This is a genomic window from Rahnella sp. 2050 (assembly GCF_040544515.1).
In the GTDB taxonomy this organism is placed as follows: domain Bacteria; phylum Pseudomonadota; class Gammaproteobacteria; order Enterobacterales; family Enterobacteriaceae; genus Rahnella; species Rahnella aceris.
Genome location: NZ_JBEPKE010000007.1, coordinates 56,980 through 75,112 on the forward strand (window position 1 = coordinate 56,980; position 18,133 = coordinate 75,112).

The 18,133-nt window shown below is 55.2% G+C and carries 15 protein-coding genes; 12 read left to right on the plus strand and 3 right to left on the minus strand.

Translation table 11 applies throughout. The features are described from left to right. The first annotated feature begins 280 nt into the window (after positions 1-280). From ABIC79_RS21125 to ABIC79_RS21150, 6 genes are all read left to right on the plus strand, one after another. Complete coding sequence (locus ABIC79_RS21125) at positions 281-1,849, plus strand: ABC transporter substrate-binding protein (RefSeq protein ID WP_013575760.1); 1,569 nt, start codon at positions 281-283, stop codon at positions 1,847-1,849. After that, on the plus strand, positions 1,849-2,901 hold the full coding sequence (locus ABIC79_RS21130; RefSeq protein WP_013575759.1) for an ABC transporter permease: 1,053 nt from the start codon (positions 1,849-1,851) through the stop codon (positions 2,899-2,901). Before ABIC79_RS21125 ends, ABIC79_RS21130 begins: the two co-directional genes overlap by 1 nt. 5 nt (positions 2,902-2,906) lie before the next feature. Next, a complete protein-coding gene (locus ABIC79_RS21135; protein ID WP_013575758.1) occupies positions 2,907-3,785 on the plus strand; it encodes an ABC transporter permease in 879 nt (292 codons plus the stop codon). A gap of 49 nt (positions 3,786-3,834) precedes the next feature. Beyond that, a complete protein-coding gene (locus ABIC79_RS21140; RefSeq protein ID WP_223509804.1) occupies positions 3,835-4,659 on the plus strand; it encodes an ABC transporter ATP-binding protein in 825 nt (274 codons plus the stop codon). Continuing rightward, positions 4,652-5,329 (plus strand): ABC transporter ATP-binding protein, encoded by a 678-nt coding sequence (locus ABIC79_RS21145; protein WP_121019256.1) that lies wholly within the window; start codon positions 4,652-4,654, stop codon positions 5,327-5,329. The genes ABIC79_RS21140 and ABIC79_RS21145 overlap by 8 nt, the downstream gene beginning before the upstream one ends. A 142-nt stretch (positions 5,330-5,471) precedes the next feature. Continuing rightward, the gene (locus ABIC79_RS21150; RefSeq protein ID WP_015690030.1) at positions 5,472-7,049 is read left to right on the plus strand and encodes an ABC transporter substrate-binding protein; all 1,578 of its coding nucleotides are present in this window, start codon (positions 5,472-5,474) and stop codon (positions 7,047-7,049) included. Between the two features lie 114 nt (positions 7,050-7,163). On the opposite strand, the gene ABIC79_RS21155 is transcribed toward ABIC79_RS21150, so the two are convergent. Next, positions 7,164-7,481 carry a HigA family addiction module antitoxin gene (locus tag ABIC79_RS21155; protein ID WP_015690029.1) on the minus strand — a complete coding sequence of 106 codons (318 nt, stop codon included), beginning with the start codon at positions 7,479-7,481 and terminating at the stop codon, positions 7,164-7,166. A 53-nt stretch (positions 7,482-7,534) separates the two neighbouring features. Beyond that, positions 7,535-7,849 carry a type II toxin-antitoxin system RelE/ParE family toxin gene (locus ABIC79_RS21160; RefSeq protein WP_013575753.1) on the minus strand — a complete coding sequence of 105 codons (315 nt, stop codon included), beginning with the start codon at positions 7,847-7,849 and terminating at the stop codon, positions 7,535-7,537. A gap of 173 nt (positions 7,850-8,022) precedes the next feature. On the opposite strand from ABIC79_RS21160, the gene ABIC79_RS21165 reads away from it, so the two are divergent. Together ABIC79_RS21165 and ABIC79_RS21170 are read left to right on the plus strand one after the other, a co-directional pair. Next, a complete protein-coding gene (locus ABIC79_RS21165; protein ID WP_013575752.1) occupies positions 8,023-8,256 on the plus strand; it encodes a hypothetical protein in 234 nt (77 codons plus the stop codon). A gap of 6 nt (positions 8,257-8,262) precedes the next feature. After that, a complete protein-coding gene (locus ABIC79_RS21170) occupies positions 8,263-9,966 on the plus strand; it encodes a chloride channel protein (RefSeq protein ID WP_354568395.1) in 1,704 nt (567 codons plus the stop codon). Positions 9,967-9,987: 21 nt separating this feature from the next. Here ABIC79_RS21170 and ABIC79_RS21175 read toward each other — a convergent pair whose 3' ends face one another. Next, positions 9,988-11,007, minus strand: a complete 1,020-nt coding sequence (locus ABIC79_RS21175) for a transporter (protein WP_013575750.1) — start codon at positions 11,005-11,007, stop codon at positions 9,988-9,990. 385 nt (positions 11,008-11,392) lie between these two features. Here ABIC79_RS21175 and ABIC79_RS21180 point away from each other — a divergent pair, with 385 nt between their 5' ends. Genes ABIC79_RS21180 through narI form a run of 4 tightly spaced genes read left to right on the plus strand, consistent with a single transcriptional unit; the run spans position 11,393 to position 18,088 of the window. Continuing rightward, positions 11,393-15,157: a nitrate reductase subunit alpha gene (locus tag ABIC79_RS21180; protein WP_112152550.1), complete on the plus strand. Its 3,765-nt coding sequence runs from the start codon at positions 11,393-11,395 to the stop codon at positions 15,155-15,157. Then, entirely contained in the window at positions 15,154-16,689 is a 1,536-nt protein-coding gene (narH, locus tag ABIC79_RS21185; protein ID WP_037034411.1) for a nitrate reductase subunit beta, read from the plus strand. The genes ABIC79_RS21180 and narH overlap by 4 nt, the downstream gene beginning before the upstream one ends. Continuing rightward, positions 16,689-17,411, plus strand: coding sequence for a nitrate reductase molybdenum cofactor assembly chaperone (gene narJ / locus ABIC79_RS21190; protein WP_013575747.1), 723 nt, complete (start codon positions 16,689-16,691; stop codon positions 17,409-17,411). The genes narH and narJ overlap by 1 nt, the downstream gene beginning before the upstream one ends. Continuing rightward, positions 17,408-18,088, plus strand: coding sequence for a respiratory nitrate reductase subunit gamma (narI, locus tag ABIC79_RS21195; protein ID WP_354568399.1), 681 nt, complete (start codon positions 17,408-17,410; stop codon positions 18,086-18,088). Before narJ ends, narI begins: the two co-directional genes overlap by 4 nt. Positions 18,089-18,133 lie beyond the last annotated feature (45 nt).

The following is an 18,133-nucleotide window of genomic DNA, read 5'->3' on the forward strand; positions in this document are numbered from 1 at the left end:
CGCATCTGCGCGCTGTGCGGGGCCTTCCGTGCAGCCCGCTTCCCTTAACACCCCCCGGTTTACGTGCTATTCATTCCCACATCCCTTCAGCGGGTATTTCCCTGTGGTTTGTACAGTAACAATCCCCCGCCAGACCGCATTCCGACGCTTTAATAACCAATCAGATAACGTTATGCAAAATTCGCATAACGATAGTATTTATCAGACTTTCTGGTAGGTTGAAGAAACTTTACACTCAACAAAACTTTAGCAATTTCGCTACCTTGGAGAGTCTGACCTGATGAAAGCTTTATTACCGTCCGTCCTGTTTACGGCTATTGCGGCTACTTTCTCTGCGCAGGCTGCCACGCCGCCGGATACTTTGGTTATCGCGCAATCCATTGATGACACCTCCAGTTTTGATCCGGCGCAGGGCTTCGAACTGACCACGGTTCAGGCTTTCAATAATATTTATCAGCGTCTGGTGCAGTCTGACCCGAACAACCCGATCGATTTAAAACCGACGCTGGCGGCCTCCTGGGAAACAGGTAAAGATAACCGCAGCCTGACCTTCACGCTGTCACCGAAAGCCACCTTTGCCAGCGGTAATCCGCTGACAGCCGATGATGTGATTTTCTCGTTATCGCGTGTGGTGAAGCTGAATCTCGAACCTTCGTTCATTCTGACGCAACTGGGCTGGACCGATAAAAACGTCGATACCTTCCTGACTAAAATCGATGATCAGCATGTGAAAGTCAGCTGGACCGCCGATGTCAGCCCGTCATTCGTGTTGAGCCTGCTGTCGGCGCCGGTATCTTCTATCGTTGACAGCAAACTGGTGAAAGCTAACGCCACTGCTGACGACCTGGGGCATCAGTGGCTGAGCAACCATTCTGCCGGTTCCGGCCCGTATCAGATCCGCAACTACATTCCGCATGAAGTGGTGATTCTGTCTGCGAATCCGACTTCGCCGGAAGGCGCGCCGAAGCTGAAAACCATTCTGATCAAAAACGTCCCGGATCCTGCCGCACGCCGCTTGCTGATCGAGCAGGGGGATGCCGATATGGCGCGTAATCTCGGTTCTGACCAGATGGCCGCACTCGCCGGCAAAAAAGGCGTTAAGCCTCTGGCGATCCCGTATGCCTCGCTGTACTTCATGCAGTTCAACGCCAAAGCTTCTCCGGCGTTGGGTAATCCTGCGTTCTGGGAAGCGGCCCGTTACCTGTTCGATTACAACCACATTGCGCACGACCTGATGAAAGATCAGTTCCAGGTGCATCAGGCCTTCCTGCCGGAAGGTTATCTGGGCGCGCTGAATGACACGCCATACACCTATGATCCGGCGAAAGCCAAAGCGATTCTGGCAAAAGCCGGGCTGACCAACGTCAGCTTCACGCTGTCTACCGCCAATCAGCCGCCGTACCTGGACATCGCCCAGGCGTTGCAGGCCAGCTTCGCGCAGGGCGGCGTAACGGTGAAACTGGATCCGGGTTTAAGCTCGCAGATCTCCACCAAAGTGAAATCACACAATTACGATGCGTATATGTCTTCGTGGGGACCGGATTACTTTGACCCGAACACTAACGCTTCGGCGTTTGCTTTCAACCCGGAAGATGGCAGCAAAACGCTGGCATGGCGGGCGAACTGGTCCATTCCGGCGCTCAATAAACTGACGCTGGCCGCGATTGCGGAACCGGATCAGGCCAAACGCGTGGCGGATTACCGTCAGTTGCAACTGGAAGTACAGAAAAACTCACCGTTCGTGATTGGCCTGCAAGCGAAAAGCCTGATTGCCGTACGCGACAACATCAAAGGTTACGTGCAGGGCATCAACCCTGACATGGTCTTCTACAGCAAGGTCACTAAGTAATGACAGACAGTTCAACACCCGCCGGATTCGTCCGGCAGGGTTGGCGCTGGTCAGGCCGTTTGCTGACTGGCGTGATTTCGCTGGCGCTGACGTTACTCGGCCTGCTGGCGTTTACTTTTACGCTTTCCCATCTTGCTCCGATTGACCCGACACTTCAGGTGGCGGGTGATCACGCCAGTGAAGCCACCTATGCGCAGGTGCGTCGTGATTTAGGTCTCGATCAGTCGGTGCCGGTGCAGTTCACCCGTTATCTGGAAAGACTGGCGCACGGCGATATGGGTATCTCCCGCATCACCGCGCAGCCGGTCGCCAGCGATTTGATGCGCACCTTCCCGGCAACGGTCGAACTGGCGACCTGTGCGATCCTGCTTGGCGGCACACTCGGCATTCTGCTGGCGCTGCTGGCGGTGTGGAAACCGGGAAGCTGGCTGGATAACGTTGCGAGAATGGTGTCGCTGCTCGGTTATTCTGTACCGATTTTCTGGCTGAGCCTGCTCGGCCTTTTGCTGTTTTACGCGGTACTGCACTGGGCGGGCGGGCCGGGACGGCTTGATGACCTGTATATGTACACTATGACGCCGCGCACCGGTTTTGTGCTGATTGATACCTGGCTTTCCGGCGACCGTGAAATGTTCTACAACGCCATCAGCCACTTATGGTTGCCGGTAACGGTGCTGGCGATGTTGTCGATGGCGGGCATTACGCGCCTTCTGCGTGCGTCGATGCTCGGCGAAATGAACAAAGAATATGTGATTCTGGCGCGCTCGAAAGGCGCGGGCAGGGTACGTGTATTGCTGTGTCACGTTTTCCCGAATGTGCTCGGCACGCTGATCACCGTGCTGACGCTTTCCTACGCCAGTTTGCTGGAAGGGGCGGTTCTGACGGAAACGGTATTTGCCTGGCCGGGCGTTGGACGTTATCTGACCACCGCGCTGTTCGCCGCGGATACTCCGGCAATTCTTGGCGCTACGCTGCTGATCGGCACCTGCTTTGTGCTGCTTAATGCGCTGGCTGACGCCCTTACTTATCTGCTCGATCCGCGGACCCGGTAGTTTCTATGACTCAAATGATCCCTGAACAACCCACGCAGGTTGAGGCGGAAGCCGAAACATCCGTCTGGAAACCGGCCCGGCGCATCACCACGTTTTCTGTGGGGCTGGTGCTGGTCGCTATTCTGGTACTGACCGCGCTGCTCGCACCGTGGCTGGCGCCGTTTGACCCGAACATTCAACACATCGAGCTGCGTCTGCTGCCGCCATCGGAAACCCACTGGCTGGGCACCGACGGTTTTGGCCGTGATTTGCTCTCGCGTGTGGTATATGGCGCGCGCCCGACGCTGTTGCTGGTGTCACTGATCCTGGTACTGACCATTCCGGTTGGCCTGCTGATCGGTATCAGCGCCGGTTACATTGGCGGCTGGTATGAACGCATTGTGATGCGACTGACCGATATTGTGATGTCCTTGCCCAGTCTGGTCATGGCGCTGGCGCTGGTGGCGATCCTGGGCCCCGGTCTGATGAACGGTGCACTGGCTCTGGCTTTCACCAGCTGGCCGCCGTTTGCACGACAGGCGAGGGCCGAGACACTGGCACTTCGCCGCAGCGATTATCTGGCGGCCGCACGGATGCAGGGCATCGGCGGGTTGCGACTGATGTTCGGCCACATTTTGCCGCTGTGCCTGCCCAGCGCTGTGGTGCGCGCGGCGCTCAGCCTCGGCGGCATCATTCTGGCCTCTGCCGGTCTGGGCTTTCTCGGCATGGGCATTCAGCCACCGACGGCTGAATGGGGCTCGATGGTTGCTGAAGGCAGCAAAGTCATTTTCGATCAGTGGTGGGTCGCCGCTGCACCGGGCGGGGCGATTCTTTTCGCCAGCCTGGCTTTCAATCTGCTGGGCGATGGCCTGCGTGACAAAATGGATCCACGACATGGCAACTGACTTTTTACATAAAGACAAATCAAATAGCGACAAGCTGGTCGCGAAAGATATGACCATTTACCTGCCGGGTGAACGTCCGCTGGAACTGGTAAAATCCCTGTCATTCAGCGTCGGACAGGAACGTGTGGCGCTGGTCGGCGAGTCCGGATCTGGCAAATCCCTGACTGCCCGCGCGCTGATGGGGTTGCTGCCACATCCGTGCAAGCTGCGCGCGTCACAGCTGACGCTGGGTGATAACGATCTGACCACACTCAAAGAACGTGAGTGGAGCACGCTTCGCGGTAACCGCGTATCGATGGTCATGCAGGATCCGAAACATGCGCTGAATCCGACGCAGAAAATCGGCAAACAGGTGGAAGAACCGCTGCGTCTGCACACCCGTCTTGGCCGCAAGGAGCGTCAGGAAAAGGTCACCGAGATGCTGAATGCGGTCGGTCTGCCGAATCCGGCTTTCCTGCAACAGCAGTATCCGCATCAACTTTCCGGCGGGATGGGGCAGCGCGTGATGCTGGCGATTGCACTGATCAACGACCCGCAATGGCTGATTGCCGACGAACCCACTTCCGCGCTGGATTTCGACATGCGTGAGCAGGTTCTGGGGCTGATTGAGCGTTTAGTCGAACAGCGAAATATGGGGCTGATCCTCATCAGTCACGACCTGCAACAGGTCGCCCGCTATTGTGAACGTGTGCTGGTGATGTACAAAGGCGAACTGCTCGATGAGCTTGCAGCCGATCAGCTGGCGAACGCTACACATCCTTATACGCATACACTCTGGTCATGCCGTCCGAGCAAATTTACCCACGGTGAACGCCTGCCGGTGCTGGATCGCGCGCTGCTGGCCTCTTTAAAACAGGAGCCGCGCCATGAGTGAGATTATTGCTGAACTGCATCAGCTGAGCGTGTCGCATCGTCAGGGTTACGAAACCCGCACGGTGGTACATAACGTCAACCTGACTATCAACAAAGGCGAATGCTTCGGGCTGGTCGGGCCGTCCGGTTGCGGTAAATCCTCGCTGCTGTGGGTGCTGGCGGGCCTGAACGGACACTGGGACGGCAGCCTGACGTTGCTTGATCATCAGGTGAAACCCGGTAAACCTTTTACCGGTAGCCTGCGCCGCGACGTGCAGATGGTTTTTCAGGACCCTTATGCCTCGCTGCACCCGAAACACAAGCTGCTGCGCACGCTGGCAGAGCCGCTGAAAATCCTCAATGAACAGGATATTGAACAGAAAATTGCCGAAGGTTTTCGCCAGGTCGGGTTGGATCCGGCGCTGATGAACCGCTATCCGCATCAGCTTTCCGGTGGCCAGCGTCAGCGCGTGGCAATTGTCCGCGCACTCCTGCTTAAACCGAAACTGCTGCTGCTTGATGAACCGACGTCTGCCCTCGATATGTCTGTACAGGCGGAAATTCTCAATTTACTCAACGACCTGAAAGCCAGCAGCGACCTGACCATGATTCTGGTCAGCCACGATGCGGATGTGATTGACCATATGTGTGATCGTGCGGTGCATATGGCCAAGGGTTACGTCTTGACGTAGTCCTTCCCCTTCGCGGGGGAGGGAGCTGGAAAATGCTTAATCTAATTTATTAAATAACAAAGCTTTATTTCATTGTTCGGGCCTTGCCGTTGCACCTCTACACTCGGAAAAACTGTCTTTTCACCTGTGGAGATCGACCTCAATGAAAGTACGTGTTCCTTCCCTGTTATTTCTGCTCATGATGGCGGCAACCCGTGTGGATGCGGCGACACCTGCGGATACGCTGGTGGTAGCCGGTTCGCTCGAAGGTATTATCAGCCTGGATCCGGCGGAGAGTTTTGAAACCGTCAGTTCCGGCAATCTGGTTAACCTGTATCAGCAGCTGGTGGTTTCAAACCGTCAGCATCCCGATCAACTCGACCCGGACGCCGCCGCCAGCTGGCAGCCAGGGCCTGACGCGCACAGCCTGATTTTCACCCTTAAGCCGGGGCAGAAGTTTGCCAGCGGCAATCCGCTGACCGCTGACGACGTGATTTATTCCTTTAGTCGCGTGGTCAAACTCAATAAAAGCCCGTCGTTTATTCTCGGCGAACTGGGCTGGACACCAGAAAATGTCGACGGCAATCTGAAAAAACTGTCGGACGATAAAGTGCAGCTGAGCTGGCCTGCGGATATCGGCAGTGGTCTGGTGCTGAGCATTTTATCCGCGCCGGTGGCAGGCATTGTTGACAGCAAGCTGTTGAAAGAACATGTCGATCAGAACGATTTCGGCAACAGCTGGCTGCGTTCACGTTCAGCAGGCAGCGGTGCCTTTGAAGTGCGTAACTATGTGCCTCACGAAGCGCTAATCTTCAAACGTAACCCGAATGCCAAACCGCTGGCGAAGCTGGAAAACGTCCTCTTTAAAAATGTCGGTGATCCTTCTACCCGCCGTCTGCTGGTACTTAATGGTGATGCTGACGTGGCATACGATTTAGGCGCGGATCAGTTCAGCTCGCTGCAAAAAGAAAAGGGTGTACATGTCGCCCAGTTCCCGGCGGCGAAAGTGTTCTATCTGGCGTTTAACGTCGGCGATACCACCCAACCGGCGCTGGCGAATCCCGCACTCTGGGAGGCTGCCCGCTGGCTGGTAGATTACCAGGGTATTTCAACCGATCTGCTCAAAGGCCAGTACGGCATTCATCAGACTTTCCTGCCGGACGGTTTAGCCGGTGCCATTGACGATCAGCCGTTCAAATACGACGTCGCGAAAGCCAAAGCCATTCTCAACAAAGGCGGCATTGCACCGGGGACTAAAATCGATTTAATCGTGATTAACCAGCCACCTTATTCCGATATCGCGCAGGCGTTGCAGGCCAGCTTTGCCAAAGCCGATATCAATTTAGTGGTGCATCCGTTGGTGGAAAGCGATGTGCTGACCCGCATGCGCGCGCATAAATTCCAGTCGATCTTCACTTACTGGGGTGCGGATTACCTCGACCCGAACACCAACGCCAGTACCTTTGCCTATAACGTGCCGAACGGGCCGAAAACACTGGCACAGCGTATTCAGTGGGTGATCCCGGAAATCAGCAAACAAACCCGCGCAGCGGCGGCGGAATCTGACCCGACCAAACGCAAGGCGCTGTATGCAGATTTGCAGCGTGAATTGCAGAAAAACTCACCCTTTGTGGTGGCGTTGCAAAGCAAGTTGCTGGTGGCCATCCGCGATAACGTGAAAGGTGCGAGCCAGAATGTGGCGGGGAGCCAGTTGTATCTGGATACGGTGAGTAAGGAATAAGAGGGGTTTCATCGTCCCTTATTCTCAAGTCATGACCCCGGGCCACAGGTCTCGGGGTCGCTCCTGTCAGCAGGTTCCTGAACGCGCCATTGAGGCTTGTCTGCTGCGGAGTTTTCATGACTTTTTCATAAAATCTTTCAGATGGGCGACTTTGTTAATGTCATCCATCAGGCGCGGGTTATTGCGCACTTCCCAAATATCGACATTGGTTTGCAGGTTTAACCAAAACTCGACAGAGGTCTCAAATGTCTTTGCCAGCCGGAAGGCAATATCAACGGTCAGTTTGCGGTTGTTATTCACCAGCGCGCTGATGGTATTGCGGTGAACATTCAGCATGTCGGCGAGATCGTTGATCCGCAGGCCTGCAGGCTCGAGAAATTCGTAAAGTAAAATATCACCAACGGTAGCGGGTTTACGTGTGGTCACAGCCATACGATGTTCCTTCTGGTATGTCTTCATTAACATCAAAGCGAATATGCTCATAATTACCGGTAACTCCTGTAACCGTGGGGATCTAAATACAGGCCATGTGCTTTTCCTTCCCGCCAGTAAAAAATCAGACGGTACTGCTCATTCACCCTGATCGATGAAAATCCCTTTAACGGGGGGGCCAGATCTTCATAGCGATTGCCCGGGGGCCAGAGTAAATCGCGATAATCCATTGCGGCATTGATCATATCCAGCTTCCTTTCCAGAGCAGTTGCCAGCGTCCAGGGTATTTTGCGATGGGGAGTGGCGAAGTGGAAAAAGTCTTCCAGCCATTGATCGCGGAAACTGCTTATCCTGAGCATATCGTTCATGAGATGAACCCATCCTGATTTTTAAGGTGGGGCACCGAAGCCTTGTTGCACTGTGCTTCGGTGCATAAATTAACAGAGTCTTTTGCCGTTGTATAGGGATTGTTCTCCCGGGAACGAACGTGACTTTAATGCTTCATGCATTTAGCGAAAGCGGTTGTTTAGGATTTTGCAGGATGTTTTCCAGAGAATTTGCATCGTCCGACAGAGGGGACGGCATAAGTGCGGCAAAGCGCGCAGAATGTTTACGCTGCATTGGCGGCGTAGTGACCGCACTTTATCAGCGTGGCGGCGGAACAGGCGGGGGACAACAATTTTCGATTTTAAGCCACGCCCCGGGTTGCGTCGGGCTGATGAGCATGATAATGATTTCCATCGGTATTCTGCCTGTCACTGTTTTCGACCACTGAGATCTTATGAGCCTGAAAGCTTTCAACCCTGACGTCCTGCAAAAGAGTGATCTGATTAACCTGCTGATCGCCATTCCCGCCGGGATTATTGCCGCGCTGGTGACAATCGCTTTTCGCGGGGCGATTTCGGGCATTAACGGCCTGATGTTCACCGATGGCAGCGACATCACCAAAGCTTTCAATGAATATCCCAAAATTGTCTGGCCGCTGATCACCACAGCCGGCGGCGTCATTGCCGGTTTTATCCTGATCCTGGCGCTGCGCTACGAAAACAAGCACGGCAAAATGCCTGATTATCTGGATGTTATCGATCAGCGTCTGCCGGGCATTCCGGTGGTCAGTACCGTGCTGCGCGGGCTGTCGTCGCTAGCCAGTATTGCCAGCGGTGGTTCAATCGGTCGCGAAGGGGCAATGGTGCAGTTATCCGCGCTGAGCGGCAGTCTGCTCGGGCGTTTTTCGCGTTTCAAAGGTGTACATCAGTCAGATATTATCGCCATGGCCGCCGCGGGCGGACTGGCGGCGGTGTATCACGCCCCGTTTGCCGGCGCGCTGTTTGTGGCGGAAATCGCCTTTGGTGTGACCGCAGTTCAGCGACTGATCCCGTTGTTTATCTCGGCGTCGGTCGCGGTGCTTACTGTCCGTTCTCTGACCGATTACGCGCCACTGTATCTGTATTCTTCTGCCTCTTTCAGCCCGTCTTTCGGCGCGATTTTCACCGTGCTGATTATCGGCATGGCGACGGGGATTCTCGGGCCGCTATTCATCTCATCAATCGATAAAGTCCGTCAGTGGATGAAACCCATCTCGCATCCCGCGCTGCGCCTGGGGCTCGGCGGGCTGGGCGTCGGGTTGATCGCGATGATGTCGCCGCTGGTGCTGGGTAACGGTTTTGAGGTGATTGATTTAATCCTCAATAACGGCGATTTGCAGACGTCGTTACTGGTGCTGCTGATCCTGAAAATTGTCGCCACAGCGATCACCATCGGGTCCGGTGCGGTCGGCGGGTTGTTTACGCCGTCGTTACTGATTGGTGCGGCAGGCGGGGCGCTGGTGTGTAATTTCCTGCAATGGCTGGGGTTCGATCCCGGTCCGGTCGGTTTATATGCCGCGATCGGCATGAGCGCATTGCTGGCGGCGACCAGTCATGCGCCGCTGATGTCGATCATGATGGCGTTTGAAATGACCCTCAACAGTTCGCTGCTGTTCCCGCTGATGCTGGCGACGGCGATTTCTTATGTCGTGGCCTCACGCCTGAAAGTCGGTGGCACGTATCCGGTGCTGACACGTCATAACGCGCGGTTTGCGGCGAAAAATGCCTTTGAATACAGTACGGTGGCGTCACTGATTTCGCCATGTTCGAAAATGTATGTTGATGCCTCGCTGTCTGAAGTGGTCAGCGAAGGGCTGAAACAGCGCACGCGATATGTGTACGTGGTGGACAGGGAGGAGCGTTTTCTCGGCGTAGTGCCGACCAATGTGGTGGCAGCAGGGCTTATCGATGGCAGCGTGAAATCCGGCAGCCCGATTGGCCCGTTTATCGAGCAGGAATTCACGACGATTTTCCAGCAGGCCAGTTACGAACAGGCGTGGGCGATGTTCAGCAATTCGCCGCTTGAACGTTTACCGGTGCTGGAAAACGCTGAATCCCGCCGTCTGCTGGGGGTGATCACCAAAGCCTCGCTGCTGAATAAAGCCAAAGATTTCCTGTAGTTGTTGTGCGGTTCGCGGCCATCAGCCGTCGTCGCGATGCCTTAATGCATACCAGCCCGCCAGCAGGGTAAACACGCCGACAATCATCACCAGCAAAATAAAACCGTGATGATTGCTGGCAAGCGGAATGCCCCCGACGTTCATGCCAAAGAAACCGGCCACAATATTGATCGGCAGCGCCAGCACGGTGATCACGGTCAGTACATACAGCGTGCGGTTGCTTTGCTCCATCTGGCGTGAAGTGATTTCTTCCTGCAATAACCGGATGCGTTCGGTCAGCGCGATAAGGTCATTGAGCACCACAGAAAATTCCTCGGCAAACTGCCGTAAATCCTGGACCACAGCGGGAGCTATCCAGGTAGGAGGGCGGTTCAGCAGGCGGAAAAGCGCAGTCGGTTCCGGTGCCAGTAAACGCTGAAACCGCAGCAGCATCCGGCGCAGACGCCCCAGATCGGCGCGGTTCTTTTTCACGTGATGGCTCAGGAGTCGCTCTTCGATGGTGTCCACGTACTGATTGGCCCGACGCACAATGTGTTCCAGTAAATCTTCCTGTTCTTCTAAAAGATGCACCAGCAGCGCGGTGGGCGTGCTGATGTTCAGGTGCTCCAGTCGTTTGAATAATTGCTCGATCAGCCTGACCGGTTTATGGCGTGCTGTGACCACCAGTTGCTGATGGCAACTGAGCCACAGCGTCGAAGCTTCATCACTGGTTTCATCCGGGCGAAAAATCACATCGTTGAGCACCGCCAGCAGCGTGTCATCGAGCCGTTCAATGCGCGTGCTGCGCGAGCCTTCGCGGATTTCCTCGAAAAACACCTCACCGACGCCAAAATGCTTTTTCAGCCATTTTTCTGACATGGCATGATTGAGATTGACGTGGATCCAGACGAATCCTTTGTCGTGGCAAATCTGCTGCCAGGCTTCCTGAACCTGTTGTGAAGAAACACGTTCGGCAGGGCGGTTTGGACGAAAAACGAAGCCGTAAATCATTCCGGTGACTTCATCGTTGAAATTGAGTACGGCGGGTTTTTCTGTCGGCATGTCGGATTTCTGGTGACCAAAGCAGGTGGCACCATTACGCCAGACATCGGCGTAAATACAATAACCTCCCGTCTAATTTCACAATACTGTCACATTCAAACAGCCTTACCCCCAATTTTCCGTCAGATGACGTCACTCCCGCCTTTTTGCTTTCTTTCCGAAATTATGACCAATAAATCATAAAGTTAACCCCGTTTAAATTTGTACCTCTTTGGGAGTATCTGGCGTTATGTAAATAAATACATGACGCGAAGGCGTTGATCGCAATCAAGTAGACGGCTCCCGCGCGTGCATACCCTGAGCCCATATTGAGCAATGTAGTTGTATTCCCCGCCATTCACATAATGACAAAGCGCAAATAAGCCTTTGCACAGGAGAGTTCCGGATGAGCAAGTTTCTTGACCGGTTTCGCTATTTCAAACAGCTAGCTGAACCTTTTGCTGACGGCCACGGCCAGACGCTGAATACCAATCGCGACTGGGAAGACGGTTACCGCAGCCGCTGGCAGCATGACAAAGTGGTCCGTTCCACGCATGGTGTGAACTGCACCGGTTCATGTAGCTGGAAGATTTACGTCAAAAATGGTCTGGTGACCTGGGAAACTCAGCAAACTGATTATCCGCGCACCCGTCCGGACTTGCCAAACCACGAGCCGCGCGGCTGTCCGCGTGGTGCCAGTTATTCCTGGTATCTCTACAGTGCTAACCGCCTGAAATATCCGCTGATGCGCAAAAAGCTGATCCAGTTATGGCGCGAGGCCAAACTGAATTACAGCGATCCGGTCGATGCCTGGGGCTCGATTGTGAATCAACCGGAAAAAGCCAAAGAATACAAAGCGGCACGAGGTCGCGGTGGTTTTGTGCGTTCAAGCTGGCAGGAAGTGAATGAGCTGATCGCCGCTTCCAACGTGTATACCGCCAAAACCTTCGGCCCGGACCGTATTATCGGTTTCTCGCCAATTCCGGCGATGTCGATGGTGTCTTACGCTTCCGGCGCGCGTTATCTTTCTTTGATCGGCGGCGTTTGTCTGAGTTTCTACGACTGGTATTGCGATTTGCCACCGGCTTCTCCGCAGACGTGGGGCGAGCAGACTGATGTCCCTGAATCCGCTGACTGGTACAACTCTTCGTATATTATCGCCTGGGGCTCCAACGTTCCGCAGACCCGTACGCCGGATGCGCACTTCTTTACCGAAGTGCGTTACAAAGGCACCAAAACCGTCGCGATTACGCCGGATTACGCTGAAATCGCCAAGATTTGTGACCAGTGGCTGGCACCGAAACAAGGTACCGACAGCGCGCTGGCGCTGGCAATGGGCCATGTGATCCTCAAATCCTTCCACATCGACAATCCAAGTCAGTATTTCACTGACTACGTGCGCCGCTACACCGATATGCCGATGCTGGTGATGCTTGAACCGCGTGAAGACGGTTCTTATGCTGCAGGCCGTATGTTGCGTGCCTCTGATCTGGTGGACAATCTTGGTCAGGAAAATAACCCGCAGTGGAAAACCATCGCCTTCGACGAAAACACCGGCGAACTGGTCTCGCCGTTAGGTTCGATCGGTTACCGCTGGGGTGAAAAAGGCAAGTGGAATCTGGAATCCCGCGAGGGGCAAGACGGTAAAGACGTCAGCCTGAAGCTGAGCCTGCTTGATGATCATGATGAGGTCGTGAATGTTGGCTATCCGTATTTTGGCGGCGCGGTCAGTGAGCATTTCAACAGCGTGGCGCTGGATGAAATTCTGATGCACAAATTGCCGGTCAAACGCCTGCAACTGGCAGATGGCAGTACCGGTCTGGTGGCCAGTGTTTACGACCTGACACTGGCGAACTACGGCATTGAACGCGGTCTGAATGACGAAAACTGCGCGCAAGGCTACGACGAAATCAAAGCCTACACGCCAGCCTGGGCAGAAAAAATCACGGGTGTTTCTCAGCAGAACATCGAGCGCATCGCGCACGAATTTGCCGATAACGCCAACAAAACCCATGGCCGTTCGATGATTATCGTCGGTGCCGGGATGAACCACTGGTATCACCTCGACATGAACTATCGCGGCCTGATCAACATGCTGATCTTCTGCGGTTGCGTCGGTCAGAGTGGTGGCGGCTGGGCACACTATGTCGGGCAGGAAAAACTGCGTCCGCAAACCGGCTGGCAGCCGCTGGCGTTTGGTCTGGACTGGCAGCGTCCGCCGCGCCAGATGAACAGCACCTCGTTCTTCTACAACCATTCCAGCCAGTGGCGTTACGAAACCGTCGCGCCGCAGGAGTTGTTGTCGCCGCTGGCGGATAAATCCAAATTCACGGGCAGCATGATCGACTACAACGTGCGCGCCGAGCGTATGGGCTGGCTGCCGTCTGCGCCGCAGCTCAACGTTAACCCGTTGCACATTGCACAACAGGCAAAGGCCGCCGGTTTATCGCCAGCAGATTTTACCGTGGCAGCCCTGAAAGACGGCAGCGTGCGTTTCGCGGCTGAACAGCCGGACAATCCGCAAAACTTCCCGCGCAACCTGTTCGTCTGGCGCTCCAACCTGCTGGGCTCTTCCGGTAAAGGCCACGAGTACATGCTGAAGTATCTGCTGGGCACCGAACACGGTATTCAGGGTGATGATTTAGGCATTCAGGGCGGCGTGATGCCGGAAGAAGTCGAATGGCAGGCGCAGGGCGGCGAAGGCAAACTGGATCTGGTGGTGACGCTTGATTTCCGTATGTCCAGCACCTGTCTGTATTCCGACATCGTGCTGCCAACCGCCACCTGGTACGAAAAAGACGACATGAATACCTCGGATATGCATCCGTTTATTCATCCGCTGTCCGCGGCTGTTGATCCGGCCTGGGATTCAAAAAGTGACTGGGAAATCTACAAAGGTATCGCCAAAGAATTCTCCCGCGTATGCGTCGGCCATCTGGGTGTCGAAACCGATATGGTGACGTTGCCTATCCAGCATGATTCCGCCGCTGAACTGGCGCAGCCGTTTGGTGTGGAAGACTGGAAAAAAGGCGAATGTGAGCTGATCCCGGGGCGCACCGCCCCGCATCTGATGGCCGTTGAACGTGATTATCCGAACACCTATGAGCGTTTCACTTCCGTCGGTCCGTTGCTGGAAAAACTCGGTAACGGCGGTAAAGGCATTAGCTGGAATACCGACAGCGAAGTCGATTTGCTGAAAAAACTGAACTACACCAAAGCGGATGGCGCGGCGAAAGGCCAGCCGATGATCAACACCGCGATTGATGCAGCCGAAGTCATCCTGACGCTGGCACCGGAAACCAACGGTCAGGTGGCGGTGAAAGCCTGGGCAGCGCTGAGCCAGAATACCGGCCGCGACCACACGCATCTGGCGCTGAATAAAGAAGACGAGAAAATCCGCTTCCGCGATATTCAGGCGCAGCCGCGCAAAATTATCTCAAGCCCGACATGGTCTGGTCTGGAAGATGAACACGTTTCTTACAACGCCTGTTACACCAACGTGCACGAGTTGATTCCATGGCGCACGCTGTCCGGCCGTCAGCAGATTTATCAGGATCACGCTTGGATGCGCGCCTTCGGTGAAAGCCTGCTGGTGTACCGTCCGCCAATCGACACCCGCGCGGCGCAACCGTTGCTGAATGCGAAGCCGAATGGTAATCCGGAAATGGCACTGAACTTCCTGACGCCGCACCAGAAATGGGGTATTCACTCCACCTACAGCGACAACCTGCTGATGCTGACCTTAGGTCGCGGCGGTCCGATTGTCTGGCTGAGTGAAGACGATGCGAAACAGTTAGGTATCGAGGACAACGACTGGATCGAAGCGTTTAACGCCAACGGCTCACTGAGCGCCCGTGCGGTGGTCAGCCAGCGTGTACCAGCGGGGATGACCATGATGTATCACGCACAGGAACGCATCGTGAATATTCCGGGATCCGAAATCAGCCAGCAGCGCGGTGGTATTCACAACTCCGTCACCCGCGTTTGCCCGAAACCGACCCATATGATCGGCGGTTATGCGCAACTGGCCTACGGCTTCAACTACTACGGCACGGTCGGTTCTAACCGCGATGAATTTGTGATTGTGCGCAAAATGAACCGCATCGACTGGTTAGACGATGAAGGCAATGACTACGTGCAGGACGCCGTGCAACAGGAGAAAGCCAAATGAAAATTCGTTCACAAGTCGGCATGGTGCTGAATCTCGATAAATGCATTGGCTGCCACACCTGTTCCGTGACCTGTAAAAACGTCTGGACCAGTCGCGAAGGGATGGAATACGCGTGGTTCAATAACGTGGAAACCAAACCGGGTCTGGGTTATCCGCACGACTGGGAAAACCAGGAAAAATGGAAGGGCGGCTGGATCCGCAAAATCAACGGCAAACTGCAGCCGCGCATGGGCAATAAAGCCAACCTGTTGCATAAAATCTTTGCCAACCCGCATATGCCGGAAATCGATGATTATTACGAGCCGTTTGATTTTGATTATCAGCATCTGCATACCGCGAAAGACGGTAAACATCAGCCGGTGGCGCGTCCGCGTTCGCTGCTGACCGGCAAACGCATGAAGAAAATTACCGGCGGCCCGAACTGGGAAGACGATCTGGGCACTGAGTTCAGCAAACGTTCTGCCGACCAGAACTTCGCCAACATGCAGAAAGAGATGTACGGCGAGTTCGAAAACACCTTTATGGCCTACCTGCCACGTCTGTGCGAACACTGTCTGAATCCGGCGTGTGTGGCGACCTGTCCGAGCGGGGCGATCTACAAACGTGGCGAAGACGGCATCGTACTGATCGACCAGGACAAATGCCGTGGCTGGCGCATGTGCCTGACCGGTTGCCCGTACAAAAAAATCTATTTCAACTGGAAAAGCGGCAAGTCAGAAAAATGTATTTTCTGTTATCCGCGCATCGAAGCGGGCCAGCCAACGGTGTGTTCCGAAACCTGCGTCGGCCGCATCCGCTATCTCGGCGTGGTGTTATATGACGCCGACCGTATCGGCGAAGCCGCGTCAGTTGAGAACGAGAAAGACCTGTACGAAAGCCAGATGAGTATCTTCCTCGATCCGAACGATCCTGAAGTGATGGCGCAGGCCGAAAAAGACGGTATTCCTCTGTCGGTAATGGACGCCGCGCGTCAGTCGCCGGTCTACAAAATGGCGATCGAATGGAAGCTGGCGCTGCCGCTGCATCCTGAATACCGCACGCTGCCGATGGTCTGGTACGTGCCGCCGCTGTCTCCGATTCAGTCTGCCGCCGATGCCGGTGCTTTACCGCACAGCGGCGTGCTGCCGGACGTCGAAAGCCTGCGTATTCCGGTGGAATATCTGGCGAACCTGCTGACCGCAGGGGACACCGCACCGGTGCTGCGCGCCCTGAAACGTATGCTGGCGATGCGTCATTTCAAACGTGCTGAAACGGTTGATGGCGTAACGGACACCAGCGCGCTGGAACAGGTCGGATTGTCTGCGGCACAGGCGGAAGAAATGTACCGCTATCTGGCGATTGCCAACTACGAAGATCGTTTCGTGGTGCCATCCAGCCATCGTGAACAGGCGCGTGAAGCCTTCCCGGAAGCCAAAGGTTGTGGTTTCAGCTTCGGCGACGGCTGCCACGGCAGCGACAGCAAATTCAACCTGTTCAACAGTAAACGCATCGATGCCATCGACATCGGCGCGAAAACCGAAAGGAACCGCTGATGAACAGTTTACGACTGACAGGCTTACTGCTTGATTACCCGTCCGAAGAATTGTGGCAACACCAGCCTGAACTGCTGGAAGCGGTGGCAGAGTCTCCGGAGCTGACTCAGGAGCAGCGCCTTGATCTGGCGCTGTATATCACGGCGTTCTGTAAGCAGGATTTGCTGGATGCACAATCGGCGTATACCGGTTTGTTCGATCGTGGTCGCGCCACCTCGCTGCTGTTGTTTGAACATGTGCACGGCGAATCCCGTGACCGTGGTCAGGCGATGGTCGATCTGATGGGGCAATACCGTGAAGCCGGGCTGGAAATCGACAGCCGCGAGCTGCCGGATTACCTGCCACTGTATCTGGAATATCTGACCACGCGTGATGAAAATCAGGCGCGGGAAGGGCTGCGTGATATCGCACCGATTCTGGCGTTACTCAGCGCCCGTATGCAGGAGCGGGACAGTCATTACGCTGAATTGTTTGATCTGCTGCTGGCGCTGTCCGGCAGTGATATCGCGACCGAAACGGTGCGCGAAGGCATCAGACAGGAAGCCCGTGATGACACACCCGCCGCGCTGGATGCGGTATGGGAAGAGGAGCAAATCAAGTTCCTCGGCGAGCAAAGTTGTGCGTCAGGCGATGAGACTGCGCACCAGAAACGCTTCGCTGGTGCGGTCGCACCACAGTATCTGAACCTTGATGAAATGCCTGCGGGGGAACCACGCAAATGACCGACTTCCTCAACAACTTCTTTTTCAATATCTATCCCTACCTGTGCGGCACGGTATTTCTGGTCGGCAGCTGGTTGCGTTACGACTATGGCCAGTACAGCTGGCGCGCCGGTTCCAGCCAGTTGCTGGAGAAAAAAACGCTGCGTATCGCCTCGCCTTTGTTCCACGTCGGTATTCTCGGTATTTTCGCAGGACATGCCTTCGGTATGCTGACGCCGCACTGGATGTATGAATCCTTTCTGCCGGTGCCGGTGAAACAGCAGATGGCAATGTGGGCGGGGGGGGCCTGTGGCCTGATGACCCTGATCGGCGGCGGCATGCTGGTGTGGCGTCGTCTGAGCAACGAGCGCGTGCGGGCGACCTCCAGTTTTGGTGACATCATGATCATCATTTTGCTGGTGGTTCAATGTGCCCTCGGGCTGAGTACCATTCCGTTCTCCGCGCAGCATATGGACGGCAGTGAAATGATGAAACTGGTCGGCTGGGCGCAGTCCGTGGTGACCTTCCGTGGCGGTGCGGCAGCGCATCTGGATGGCGTGGCGTTTATCTTCCGCATGCATCTGGTGCTGGGGATGACGCTATTCCTGTTGTTCCCGTTCTGCCGCCTGGTGCATATCTGGAGCGCGCCGGTGGAATATCTCACCCGCCGTTATCAGCTGGTGCGTAATCGTCGCTGATTGACCTGCATGATTGTGATCTGGCAATTTTGACATAAAAACGAA

Excerpts from the sequence above, each read along its gene's own strand:
- ABIC79_RS21125 (WP_013575760.1), top strand. The coding sequence starts at position 281 with ATGAAAGCTTTATTACCGTCCGTCCTGTTTACGGCTATTGCGGCTACT.
- ABIC79_RS21130 (WP_013575759.1), top strand. The coding sequence starts at position 1,849 with ATGACAGACAGTTCAACACCCGCCGGATTCGTCCGGCAGGGTTGGCGC.
- ABIC79_RS21135 (WP_013575758.1), top strand. The coding sequence starts at position 2,907 with ATGACTCAAATGATCCCTGAACAACCCACGCAGGTTGAGGCGGAAGCC.
- ABIC79_RS21140 (WP_223509804.1), top strand. The coding sequence starts at position 3,835 with ATGACCATTTACCTGCCGGGTGAACGTCCGCTGGAACTGGTAAAATCC.
- ABIC79_RS21145 (WP_121019256.1), top strand. The coding sequence starts at position 4,652 with ATGAGTGAGATTATTGCTGAACTGCATCAGCTGAGCGTGTCGCATCGT.
- ABIC79_RS21150 (WP_015690030.1), top strand. The coding sequence starts at position 5,472 with ATGAAAGTACGTGTTCCTTCCCTGTTATTTCTGCTCATGATGGCGGCA.
- ABIC79_RS21155 (WP_015690029.1), bottom strand. The coding sequence starts at position 7,481 with ATGGCTGTGACCACACGTAAACCCGCTACCGTTGGTGATATTTTACTT.
- ABIC79_RS21160 (WP_013575753.1), bottom strand. The coding sequence starts at position 7,849 with ATGAACGATATGCTCAGGATAAGCAGTTTCCGCGATCAATGGCTGGAA.
- ABIC79_RS21165 (WP_013575752.1), top strand. The coding sequence starts at position 8,023 with ATGTTTTCCAGAGAATTTGCATCGTCCGACAGAGGGGACGGCATAAGT.
- ABIC79_RS21170 (WP_354568395.1), top strand. The coding sequence starts at position 8,263 with ATGAGCCTGAAAGCTTTCAACCCTGACGTCCTGCAAAAGAGTGATCTG.
- ABIC79_RS21175 (WP_013575750.1), bottom strand. The coding sequence starts at position 11,007 with ATGCCGACAGAAAAACCCGCCGTACTCAATTTCAACGATGAAGTCACC.
- ABIC79_RS21180 (WP_112152550.1), top strand. The coding sequence starts at position 11,393 with ATGAGCAAGTTTCTTGACCGGTTTCGCTATTTCAAACAGCTAGCTGAA.
- narH (WP_037034411.1), top strand. The coding sequence starts at position 15,154 with ATGAAAATTCGTTCACAAGTCGGCATGGTGCTGAATCTCGATAAATGC.
- narJ (WP_013575747.1), top strand. The coding sequence starts at position 16,689 with ATGAACAGTTTACGACTGACAGGCTTACTGCTTGATTACCCGTCCGAA.
- narI (WP_354568399.1), top strand. The coding sequence starts at position 17,408 with ATGACCGACTTCCTCAACAACTTCTTTTTCAATATCTATCCCTACCTG.